Annotated in this window: 1 protein-coding gene; it reads left to right on the top strand. The window is 62.3% G+C overall.

Features of this window, described 5'->3' with window-relative positions:
- The coding region (locus R0J88_RS23220) for a M24 family metallopeptidase (protein ID WP_410901348.1) at positions 1–239 on the top strand (239 nt) is incomplete at both ends.

A 239-nucleotide genomic window follows, 5' to 3' on the forward strand; every position in this document is an offset into this window, starting at 1 on the left:
TGCATCAGTCCATCATCGCTGACAATGGCGACTACTGTGAGACTCGCCTGCTCAACTCAGGCCCGCGCACCTATCCCTGGTTCCAGGAAACCGCGACCAAGCGACTGGCCGCCAACGAGCTGGTGGCACTGGATACGGACGTCGTCGGCTGCCACGGCTATTACTCCGACTTCTCGCGCACCTTCCACGTCGGCCCTGACAAGCCGACCGAGACCCAGAAGCTGCTGTATCGCACCGCC

Source organism: Pseudoalteromonas sp. SIMBA_162 (assembly GCF_046535955.1).
Lineage (GTDB): Bacteria > Pseudomonadota > Gammaproteobacteria > Enterobacterales > Alteromonadaceae > Pseudoalteromonas > Pseudoalteromonas marina.